Origin of the sequence: Shouchella hunanensis (assembly GCF_028735875.1) — a bacterium.
In the GTDB taxonomy this organism is placed as follows: Bacteria; Bacillota; Bacilli; order Bacillales; family Bacillaceae_D; genus Shouchella; species Shouchella hunanensis.
The window spans coordinates 3,609,603-3,620,792 of sequence record NZ_CP117834.1; the positions used below are offsets into that span (position 1 = coordinate 3,609,603).

General features: G+C 38.8%; 11 protein-coding genes. 5 read left to right on the plus strand and 6 right to left on the minus strand.

Annotated features, from left to right (window positions below; genetic code table 11):
• Window positions 1-178: 178 nt before the first annotated feature.
• Complete coding sequence (pdxR, locus tag PQ477_RS18485; RefSeq protein WP_274272669.1) at window positions 179-1,573, minus strand: MocR-like pyridoxine biosynthesis transcription factor PdxR; 1,395 nt, start codon at window positions 1,571-1,573, stop codon at window positions 179-181.
• Window positions 1,574-1,681: 108 nt separating this feature from the next.
• Between pdxR and PQ477_RS18490 the strand changes: the two genes are divergently transcribed.
• Window positions 1,682-2,395, plus strand: coding sequence for an aspartate/glutamate racemase family protein (locus tag PQ477_RS18490; protein ID WP_349775491.1), 714 nt, complete (start codon window positions 1,682-1,684; stop codon window positions 2,393-2,395).
• Between the two features lie 42 nt (window positions 2,396-2,437).
• Here the strand turns inward: PQ477_RS18490 and PQ477_RS18495 are convergent, their stop codons facing one another.
• Genes PQ477_RS18495 through PQ477_RS18505 form a run of 3 tightly spaced genes read right to left on the minus strand, consistent with a single transcriptional unit; the run spans window position 2,438 to window position 5,206 of the window.
• Complete coding sequence (locus PQ477_RS18495; protein WP_274272670.1) at window positions 2,438-3,235, minus strand: MBL fold metallo-hydrolase; 798 nt, start codon at window positions 3,233-3,235, stop codon at window positions 2,438-2,440.
• A gap of 11 nt (window positions 3,236-3,246) precedes the next feature.
• On the minus strand, window positions 3,247-4,680 hold the full coding sequence (locus PQ477_RS18500; protein ID WP_274272671.1) for a DEAD/DEAH box helicase: 1,434 nt from the start codon (window positions 4,678-4,680) through the stop codon (window positions 3,247-3,249).
• Between the two features lie 55 nt (window positions 4,681-4,735).
• Window positions 4,736-5,206: a peptide-methionine (S)-S-oxide reductase gene (locus PQ477_RS18505; RefSeq protein ID WP_035398250.1), complete on the minus strand. Its 471-nt coding sequence runs from the start codon at window positions 5,204-5,206 to the stop codon at window positions 4,736-4,738.
• 158 nt (window positions 5,207-5,364) lie between these two features.
• On the opposite strand from PQ477_RS18505, the gene PQ477_RS18510 reads away from it, so the two are divergent.
• Window positions 5,365-6,579 carry an MFS transporter gene (locus PQ477_RS18510; RefSeq protein WP_274272672.1) on the plus strand — a complete coding sequence of 405 codons (1,215 nt, stop codon included), beginning with the start codon at window positions 5,365-5,367 and terminating at the stop codon, window positions 6,577-6,579.
• A gap of 122 nt (window positions 6,580-6,701) precedes the next feature.
• Here the strand turns inward: PQ477_RS18510 and PQ477_RS18515 are convergent, their stop codons facing one another.
• A complete protein-coding gene (locus PQ477_RS18515; RefSeq protein WP_035398253.1) occupies window positions 6,702-7,547 on the minus strand; it encodes a YitT family protein in 846 nt (281 codons plus the stop codon).
• 197 nt (window positions 7,548-7,744) lie between these two features.
• On the opposite strand from PQ477_RS18515, the gene motA reads away from it, so the two are divergent.
• The 3 genes from motA to ytvI all read left to right on the plus strand — a co-directional run bounded on the left by motA (window position 7,745) and on the right by ytvI (window position 10,573).
• On the plus strand, window positions 7,745-8,551 hold the full coding sequence (motA, locus tag PQ477_RS18520; RefSeq protein WP_274272673.1) for a flagellar motor stator protein MotA: 807 nt from the start codon (window positions 7,745-7,747) through the stop codon (window positions 8,549-8,551).
• Window positions 8,529-9,299 carry an OmpA family protein gene (locus PQ477_RS18525; protein WP_060705281.1) on the plus strand — a complete coding sequence of 257 codons (771 nt, stop codon included), beginning with the start codon at window positions 8,529-8,531 and terminating at the stop codon, window positions 9,297-9,299. Before motA ends, PQ477_RS18525 begins: the two co-directional genes overlap by 23 nt.
• Before the next feature lie 143 nt (window positions 9,300-9,442).
• Entirely contained in the window at window positions 9,443-10,573 is a 1,131-nt protein-coding gene (gene ytvI / locus PQ477_RS18530) for a sporulation integral membrane protein YtvI (RefSeq protein WP_060705391.1), read from the plus strand.
• A gap of 40 nt (window positions 10,574-10,613) precedes the next feature.
• Here ytvI and PQ477_RS18535 read toward each other — a convergent pair whose 3' ends face one another.
• Complete coding sequence (locus PQ477_RS18535) at window positions 10,614-11,150, minus strand: TraR/DksA family transcriptional regulator (protein WP_081762413.1); 537 nt, start codon at window positions 11,148-11,150, stop codon at window positions 10,614-10,616.
• Window positions 11,151-11,190 lie beyond the last annotated feature (40 nt).

The window sequence follows — 11,190 nt, forward strand, 5'->3', positions numbered from 1 at the left end:
TTAGTCGGATATAAATTGTCAAGTATTTCTTACCGCAGATGTAACGAATCATTTAAACGTATGATCATTTCCATCTTTATAAGAAATAAGATTGATTACGATAACTGATTGTACAGGCGGCTGTTTTTGACGGCCATTCATATGTGAAAAGTTCATCGTATATAAACCACCACCCTCCTTATTCGGCAACACATGAAGTGAGTGCTTTTTTTAATCGCTTAATTCCTTCTAATATATCTTCTTCTTGTAAATGGCCATATCCGAGCACCAGCTCGTTTTGATGCTGACCCTTTTCAATGGAAAAATGTTCTACTATGATGGCGTGAACATGGTGGTTTACCAAGTCATGCGCATGAATTCGGTTTACATTATTAAAGCGAACAACTAAGTGCATACCTGCTGCTTGGCCGATAATGTCGCACTGGGAAAATGTAGCTTGAATGGCCTCTACGAGCACCTTCCTTCTCTTCGCATACAGCTTCTTCATTCGTCTAATATGCTTTTCAAATAAACCCTCTTTTATAAACATTGCTAATGCCACTTGTTCTAACGAAGACGTGTGACGATCTGTAAACCACTTTTGTTTCTTTGCTCGTTCTACTAGATGGTAAGGCAGAACCATATAACCAATACGCAAACTCGGCGATAGAATCTTACTAAAGGTGCCCAAATAGATAACGTGTTCTGTATCAAGTGATTGCATCGCTTGAACAGGTGTGCCTTCATAAATAAATTCACTATCATAATCATCTTCAATAATATAGGTTTCCATTCTTCGTGCATACTCCACTAATTCAATCCTTCTCTTTACTGGCAATATAGCACCAAGTGGAAATTGGTGAGATGGAATAGTAAAAACAAAACGTGGTTTGTGATTCTTCGGTAAGTGAGCTGGATTAATTCCGTGTTCATCTGTATGAATTGGTTCAATCTTGGCCCCAGCTTCTGTGAAAATGCTCCTCATTTCCTCAGTAACCGGATCTTCAACGCAAACCTTTTCTCCGACTGTTTGTAACAACGTCGTTAATAATGAAAGTGCTTGTGTAGCCCCTGTTGTAATAACGATTTGATCAGGTAGAGCTTCTACACCTCTTAAGCGTCCGAGGTAGTTGGCAATCGCTTCTCGTAGTTGGACGTGACCTAAGGCAGACTGGTAACCAAATACATCTTCATTTGCTGTAAGGCATACCTGTTTGTACGTATTGGCCCATGCTTGTCTAGGAAAATGATCAAGAGCTGGCTGACTCGCTTTAAAGTCAATGATCGGTTCTTCCGGCTGATGGATCTGTTTTTCAAACGGTGGCAATTGTCTTCGTTCTTTTTTAAAAGCAAGCCCTTTAGATACGTACGTACCTGACCGCGGGATACGGTATATATAGCCTTCCATTAGCAATTGCTCATAGGCTTCATTCACCGTATTACGTGATACGCCTAATGAGTGAGCCAATTCCCGTGATGAAGGTAGCTTTTCATTTTCACGCAATTGACTAGCCAAAATTCTTTTCCTTAGTTCCTCTTCAATTTGAACAGCAAGTGTCTGTTCTTCGTTTCGTGATAAAGTAAACCAAAGCATTGTATTCTCCTTCTGGTACTATTAAACCAATCTAAATGTGGATCTTTGTTGGTCCAGTATATCATGGTACGCTCTATTAAGATTATTTAAATGAAAAGGAGCGTTCAAATGATGAAGACAATTGGATTAATTGGTGGATTGAGTTGGGAATCTTCAGTGTCCTATTATCAATATATTAATCAATATGTAAAGAGAACATACGGAGGACTTCATTCTGCAAAATGTTTATTGTATTCCTTTGACTTTCAAGAAATCGTTCATTTACAAAAAGCAGGAGAATGGGCAGAAGCGACGGAACGGATGGTTGAAGCGGGGAATAAGTTAAAAGCAGGCGGTGCCGACATGCTTGTTATTTGTACGAATACCATGCATTTAATGGCAGGCGAAGTAGAAGCAGCAACGGGCCTTCCTGTTATTCATATTGTTGATGCACTAGCAGAAGCTATTAAAGCACAAGATATGAAATCAATTGGTTTAGTAGGAACCCAGTTCACAATGGAAAAACCTTTTTACCGTGAACGGATGGCGCGTCATGGGATTGAACTGATTGTTCCAAATGAAGAAGACCGTAAAAAAGTCCACGATGTTATATTTAACGAGCTATGTGTTGGCACAACTTGTGCAAACTCCAAGCAATACTACTTATCTGTTATTGACCAACTTGCTGCAAAAGGCGCAGAAGGTGTTATCCTTGGTTGTACCGAAATTCCATTACTTATCAATCAAAACGATTGTGCACTCCCATTATTTGATTCAACAAAACTCCATGCAGAAAAAGCCGTTTCGCTCGCAATTGAACGTAACGAAAAAAAAGACCATTAAGTAGGGTCTTTTTTTCGTTACACAGTGAAATACATTTATATGTCATATTTCATTTTTGGCCATTTGTCTATTCATCGTATGAATGTGTTTCATTCCTTCAAAAAATAAATATTCTTGACGTAAAGCCATTTCAAACTCTTTGTCGTCTTTATCAAGCAGAGTTAAATACCTGTTAGCAGAAAGCAATCTTTTATCGAGTTCCTTTTTTTGCTGAGTAACTGAGCCATGACCAGGTATATGAATGGCTATCGTATGCTGACTTAAAATGGTTTCAGCTAGCACCATTGTTTGGCGGTAATCTCGGTAGCTACTAAATATAAAGGGAAACTCAACATCAGATAAGTAATCACCAGAAAGAAAAATACCCTCTGGTTCAATAACGGTAAACAGGGAATCATCTGTATGCCCAGGGGCGTGATAAAATGTTAATGTTAGTGAACCTAATCGTAACTGTTGTTTATTGTGTGTGACAACAAAATCAATAGTAGGATAGATAGGTTTATAGCTTCGGTTTAAATAATACCTTTGATCAAACGTTCCTATTTTTTCTAGAATCGCTTCTTTGTCAGGGTTGTTTACAAATTGACTAGTCGCTATTCCTTTTGCTTCTGGGAATGCTCCAGCGCCAATAATATGGTCAAAATCACTATGAGTATAAATGATATATAGTGGTTTGTTTCCGAGATTGAGGTTAAGATGATTCTTTATTTCATCTACTTCACTCGGTAACCAATTTGGATCTGTCATAATGACAACATCGCTCGTTTCAATAATCGCTGACGTTGTCTTATATAATGAAGATTGGAAAACGGTTAGATTGCCTGCCCTGTATTGAATCATGATAGCCCCCGCTACTTTTTCGCCCGATGCACTTTTAACTTCTTTCCCTTCACCGTTGCTGTACGTAAATGCTCAAGAACATAAGCGCCTTTGTCATTAAGAATATCAACAAAGCTTGCGGTTTGTTCAACAGTTATCACACCAATATCGTTTGCATCTACGTTAGGTATTGAGGTGATGGTACCGACAATGTCTCCGGCGCGGATTTTCTTCTGTTTCCCACCATTTAAATAAAGTTTCGTAATTCCTTCGTCAATCTTTTTTTTATTCGTAGAAATCTCAACGATCTTTTTCTCTTGGTAAAAATTTAGTTGCTGTTCAAGGGAGACAACCGGCTCAATTTGCTCAATAAACGAAAAACCAAGCTCTTGTTCAAGTAATAGACGAGCTTCCTTTTCAACTGGTTTCATTAATAAAATGGACTTACCTATAGCGCCATTTCTTCCAGTTCTTCCTGTTCGGTGAATATAGTCTTCAACTGTTAGAGGCATGCTTGCATGTATCACAAGCGCTAATTCATGTACATCTATTCCTCTAGCCGATAAATTAGTTGAAATTAGGTAACGACAGCTACCTGCTTTAAATTGGGACATGGCATGTAAACGTTCTTCTTGCCTCATTCCACCATGCAATTTAGCTAATGCAGGGATCGATGCGTGCAAATCACGGTAAAGTTGATCAACGTCTTTTTGTGTCTCACAAAAAATCAGCGCATGATCTGGTCGTTCAGTGCTAAGTACATGGCGTATAAGTGTATCTGTACGCTTACTGGACACAACAAATGCATGGTGAATGGCCGGAGTCGCTGCTTTCTCTTCATTTTCAAGAAAGAGTGGTTCATCTAGTACTCGTTCTATTAACTGCTGCAGTGCATCTGGAAAGGTTGCTGAAAACAACAGGTTCGTTCGTGTTTTCGGTAGAAACTGAATAATTCCTTCTAGTTGATCAAGAAAACCACGATTAAATAGCTCGTCCGCTTCATCTATTACGAGATACTTTAGTTTTGATACATCCAGCGTCCCTTTTTGCAAGTGATCGAGGATACGCCCCGGGGTCCCGACAACGACATGGGTTTTTTGTTTAAGACTCCACTTTTGTTTTTCAAACGATTGCTTTCCAAAAATTTCTTTTACTTGAAGACGTTTAAACCGGCCGATAGCTGTTAAATCCTCTTTTACTTGAACGGCAAGTTCTCTTGTTGGTGTTAGGATTAGTGAATGAACTTTGTTTTCGTCCCAATTGATTTTATCGCATAGTGGAATCCCATATGCCGCAGTCTTACCGCTACCTGTTTGGGACTGCACAACAAAATCTTGTTTTTCATTTTTCACTAACAACGGAATCACTTTCTGCTGAATAGAAGTAGGGTTTATATACTGTAAAAAAGTCAATGCGCGCTTTATTTCCGCGCTTATAGGATACGTAGAAAATGGTTTATCTTTCATGGAACACCTCACTCTCCTAAGCATACGCTATTTACGACAAAATGGGAAAAGAGTTTTACGTATACTTTTGTAGCAGTTCTGTCGGTATATGACAATAATCATTCGGATATTTGTCAAGTCGATCTTGATGCTCTTCAGCGCTCTTTACATAATTTTGAAGTGGGCTTACCTCAACCATAATTCGATTAGAATCAGCTCTTGCAGCAATAAATTCTCGTGCATCGTTTAAATGCTCGATTTTCTCACTATAAACGCCTGTTCTATATTTCATTCCAACATCTATACCTTGCTTATTCAAACTGTACGGATCAATAATTTCAAAGAAGTAAGCCATTAAGTCTTTAACGGATAAAACAGTTGGATCAAATGTCGTTTTCACGCATTCGGCGTACCCGTCATAATTCACGTTAAGAGATTGGCTTGTACCATTTGCCCTACCAGCTTCTGTTTCGTGTACGCCTGGTAATGTTTTGATAAATGCTTGCACACCCCATAAGCAGCCGCCTGCAAAATAAATTACTTCCACTGACTACTCTCTCCTTTCGATCACGTTTTACCCAATTGTCATCTACAAGATTAACATAGGACGATAGAAGACGTAAAAAAAGTCATAAAGAGCCCTTGCATACGACGTAACGTCACCATCTAGAATGAGACTTACTTTAGATGAAAAGGATGATCTCTATGGAAAAACCATTAATTAAAAATTCCCCCTTTATCTTTTTATTCAGTGCGAGTTTCTTAGCCATTATAGGCTTTAGTACGTTTTTCATGACCACAACATGGTTTGTAATTTCTGAACTAGGTTCAGCGAGTTCTCTCGGTATCATTCTTATCGCGATTACAGTACCACGCATTTTAATGATGGCGTTTGGTGGCGTTCTAGCTGATAAATTTAAGAAAACAACGATTATGTTTAGCACGAGCACAATCCAAGGCTTTCTATTACTGATCGTATTTTCTTTGCATGCTTCAGACCAACTAAGTTTTAGCTATCTTCTTATTATAGGCTTTTTATTTGGAACATTAGATGCGTTTTCAGGGCCAGCAGGAACCTCTTTAATTCCAAAAATGGTTGCGAAAAATCAAATCAAACAAGCCAATGCCATCATCCAAGGATTAGGGCAAATTGGCTTTGTAGTCGGTCCCGTTGTCGCAGGAACAATAATGGAGTTTGGTGGGATCACCTCTAGTTTCTTAACAGCTATGATTATCGTTTTTTTATCCGCTCTCTTTATGTTCCCACGTTTTTTAAAAGAAGGTCCTGTTGAGAATACCGTGAAACAAACACCTTTTAAAGATCTTCTTGAAGGCTTCTCCTATGTAAAAGCAAATTCTTTTCTCGTAACAGGAATTTTTATCTTAATTACGTTAAACTTTTTCGCATTTGGTGCGATTTCAATTGCCATACCGATTTTAGTAGAAACTTATGGAGGATCCCCCATTAATTTGAGCTACATTGAAGCCTCTTTAGCAATTGGCATGCTCGTTAGCACCGTCATTATCGGTACTGTTAAGCTTCGCAACCGCGGGTTAACATCTATCCTTGGGTTAATCGCAACATTACTAGTAGCATTAGCTTTTAGCCAAATTCCAAACTTAACAGCTGTAACCATTTTAGCGTTTCTGCTTGGATTTACCATGACGTTTGTCGCCATTCCATTCTTTACTTCTGCGCAAGAAGACACGGACCCTCGAATAATGGGAAGAGTGATGAGCATTATTTTTCTCGCTATGAACGGCTTTGATCCACTTGCTTATGCAGGAGTAACGCTGCTCGTTTCAAAAGGAATCGACATTCAAACGATTATTTTCGTTTTCTCTGTAATTGGCTTACTGATTGCTTTACTTCTATTTTGGAAAGGAAGAACGTATCGAACGTATCGTTCACAAATTTAATTTCAAGGGGAGAACAACGTGTTGCACGCATGTCATCCATACAGATACTTTTTCTGAATGCCATGTTGTCATCACAAGAAGAAGAGGGTCATATTCTAAACAGCTAAGGCTGTATCTCCTATTTAATGATCCTCTTTTTGTTTAAATGTTGAGCCTCTTGATTCATGGGCATCGATAATCGTGAAAAATGCATGTTTGTCGACTGCATAAATCGCTTTTTTCAACTGAATAATTTCCATTCGTTTTACAACAACATAGAGCACATCTTTTTTGTCACCTTCATAACCTCCTTGTGCTTTTAAGCGTGTTACCCCTTTTCCTAACCGCTGTGTAATAATCGTTGTCAATTCTTCATAATGACTCGATACAATCATTACTGCCTTTGTTGCATCAAGTCCTTCAACGACTGTATCAATGGCCTTTGCAGCAACATAATACGTTAAAACAGAATACATCGCGTTTTCAATTCCAAAAACAAAGGCTGCCCACGCAAAAACAAAAAGGTTAAAGACAAGAACACACTCACCCACAGTGAACGGCAATCGTTTTGTAATAATTAATGATAATATCTCTGTTCCATCCATTGCACCGCCATTCCTTATTACAATCCCAACGCCAATCCCTAATAACAAACCTCCGAAGATCGTCGCCAACAAAGGTGTATCTGTAATAGGAGCAAAATGAAATTGGTGTAAAATGGCCTCAGTAACGGCTAGTCCAACAATACCTAATAGGGAATAAATAAAAAAACCTTTCCCTAAATGTTTATATCCAATGTATAAAAAAGGAAGGTTGATAATAAAAACAAGCAGCCCAAAATTGATTGATGAAAGCTGATTCAGAATCAACGAGATACCTATTATTCCACCATCTATAATATTATTCGGTAATAAGAATAATTCAATTGCAACAGCAGCAAATATAGCTCCAATCAAAACAAATAGCCATCGTAACGAAAAATAAACCATCTGTATACACCTCTTCCTCTCATCTACTATGGACAATTGGAGAATTATTATGCAATTTTACCCATATTCTCGTCATTCTTTAGACTCAATTCTTGTGAACAAACCATGAATTCAAATAGGAACCTTCAATGTCGACTCATTTTGACCGATTTAATGGGTGAGACGTATTCTTAAATTAACATTAAAAGGAGACATACATGGATAAGTCATCATTCATTGGTATATTTTTTGGTATCTGTACACTCGTGCTTGGTATGCTTTTAAAGGGTTCAAGTCTTGAAGTTTTGTTAAATCCTGCTGCAATCGTCATTATTGTGCTAGGAACATTTGCTTGCGTTTTTATCGCTTTCCCTTTTGAAGATATAAAACGAATTCCTAAGTTATTTCGAGTTCTTTTTTCAAATAGAAAGGGTATGACTCAACAGGACATTATTGAACAGTTCGTTGACTATGCATCGATTTCGAGACGAGACGGCATGCTCGCTTTAGAAGGAAAAATTGATGAAATTAAAGATCCTTTTTTTAAACAAGCCATTCGGATGATGATTGATGGACAAGATCCTGATTACATTCGTCATTCCTTACATGAACGAATTGACGCTATGCAAGAGCGTCATGCTTCTGGAGCTGCTATATTTAGTCAAGCCGGAACATATTCTCCGAGTCTTGGTGTGTTAGGAGCTGTTTTAGGTCTTATTGCAGCACTAGGGAATCTCGACGATATTACAATGTTAGGAGAGTCTATTGCAGCTGCGTTTGTGGCAACATTACTCGGTATTTTCTTTGGCTATGTGCTTTGGCACCCTTTTGCAAACAAATTAAAGCGAAAATCGACCAGGGAAGTATTACAACAGCACATGATTATAGAGGGAACCGTCGCCATTATCGGAGGAAGTTCTCCTCGTTCAGTTGAAGAATACTTAAGTGTCTATCTAGAAGAAAAAGAACAACAACGAGGAAAAGGAGGCGTGAGAAGAGACGATGTCGCAGAAGCGGAGATTTAAATCTCGGTCTGAGAACGAACACGTGGATGAATCTTGGCTCCTCCCTTATGCAGATATGTTAACATTGCTTGTCGCTTTATTTATCGTTTTATTTGCTATGGGACAAGTCGATCAAGCTAAATACGATGAGCTCCGGGTTGTTCTCTCAGAAACGTTAGGTGGAAAAGGCGTTCTTGATTACCAAGACTCGATCGTTGAAGACGAAAGTCCGACACAAGAGTCTACAGAATCAGTAGAAGCGTTACTAAGTGAAGCTGCGGAAACTGAAAAAACCGAATTAGAAGAGTTACAATCCCGTCTAAATGGGTATATTGAAGAGAAGGCACTTGCTGATCGGTTACAAACAGAGCTCGGTGCTTCAGGACTGCTAATTACAATTAACGATGGCATTCTTTTTGATTCTGGCAGTGCGGAACTGAGACAAAACTCTCATGAATTAATGGATCAATTGTCTGCTATGCTTGCTTCCGACCCTCCCCGTTATATTCAAATTTCTGGTCACACCGATGATGTGCCGATGGGTGGAGCTAATTTTGAATCAAATTGGGATTTAAGTGGAGCACGTGCATATAATGTAATGAAGCTATTCTTAGAATCTGATTATTTAAAGCCCGGTCAGCTTTCCTATTCAGGTTACGGTGAATACCACCCTATTGCTACAAACGAAACAACAGAGGGAAGAGAACAAAACCGTCGCGTTGAAGTCCTCGTTCTTCCGTTAGAAAATCTTGCTGAACCAGCTTTATAATGATGTCTTTATTGTTCACACCGCTACGTTTCTTTTTACGTGCGGTGTTTTGCTTACCTGTCTAGATTTGACAGTAAAATAAGCACTCTTATACAATAAAGGATAGAAAGAAAGCTTACATGTTGTTGGAAGAAGGTGTGTCTTTGTCTAAAGAAGTTGGTTGGATGGCGTTACGAACACTCATCATCATCCTGTTTCTCATTCTTTTTGGCTGGCTTGTTGCCCAAGTCTTTTCACTTACATATCCATTCTGGTTTGCTGCTTTGTTTGCATGGATGCTCCAGCCAGTAGCACGTTTTTTTCAGTATAAGTTAAAATTCAACAAAGGCTTTGCGAGTCTTTTTGGTTTACTTGGCGGTATATTAGCGATAAGTGCAGTGTTAACGGGCATCGTTTTTCTTGTTTACTTCAGCTTGCGCGAGTTTTTTGAACAAGTCCCCATGTGGATCGAAGAAGGTGCAGCTAAAATTCAGCTTTACTTTAACGAGACCATTTTGCCGTTGTGGCATGAATTTCTTCGCACAATCGATCAATTTGATTCAGGTGGAACAAGTCCGCTATCAGAAGGAATCAATCAGCTTGGAACGTCGATTAGCAATATTGTTGGTAATGTCGGACAGGCTGCTTTGGACGTGGTGGCCAATATTTTAATTGGACTGCCAAGCTTTCTTGTTGCTTTTCTGTTTATCATTTTGAGTATTTATTTTATGGGTAAAAGCTGGAGTTTTTATCAGTCTGTTTACGATCGGCATGTTCCTCGTAAAGTTCGTTCTAAAGGAAAAGAATTTGTCCAAGCGACACGCATTCGTTTGTTTGGCTTTATACGTGCTCAACTTATTTTAATGGTTGTAACTGCGTTAATTGTGTTTGTTGGTTTACTTATTCTTAACGTTGAAAATGCGTGGATGCTTGCCATTGTTGTAGGTATTGCAGAGTTACTTCCTTACCTTGGAACAGGAACTATTTTAATTCCTTGGTTCATTTACTTATTTGTAACAGGAGATATGTCTGGCGGCTTAGGTATTGCGATTCTTTATGTCATTATCGTGATTGTTCGTCAAATGCTCGAGCCAAAAGTGCTTTCTTCCAATATGAATTTAAATCCTGTTGCTGTATTAATTTCGCTTTTTGCAGGCTTACAGTTGTTTGGAGCATTTGGTCTGTTCTTGGGTCCTGTTTTACTCGTACTCATCGTTATCTTAAACGATATCGGCTTTTTCCGCACCGTCATTTACTTTATACGGTTTGGTTTTGAGGATACAAACAGTAAATAAATACCCCCCCATTCGTTAGTAAAACGAATAGGGGGTTTTATTATTGGTTGCTTTGTTCATCTGTCTTCTCCACATAGTGATGATCTGCATCTACTTCGCTAGAATGTTCATCCGCATCTTGTTCTCTCGCTAATTCTCTAGTCGTCTCAGTGTCTCGATCAAGTTGAGCGTGGTGTAAGCCGACCGCACGATCCTCTTCGCTACTATCTGCAAAGGGCTCCTCAGCTTCAGCTTGAGCTTCTGTTGTACGTTTAGCATACGGCAATGCTTCTAATCGCTCATATGGAATTTCCTTGCCTGTATCAATACAAGTGCCGTAGCTACCGTCTTCCATTCGCTCCAGTGCTTCATTAATCTCAGCTAATCGTTGTTCATCAGCTTCATTAATTGTTTGTGTTCGCACTCGATCCTCATATTCTGAGGCTGTTTCTGCTAAGTGATTATCTACACCACGAGCAATATCGCCTCTCATTTCCGACATTTCCCCTTCAGGTGTAGACGTTCGATTCTCTATTGAAGCTTTCATAGAATGTAATTCTTTTTTTAAATAATTTAATTGATCAGTTGTTAATGACATTATGACTCCTCCAATCATTCGTTACCTAACTCTTTCCCTT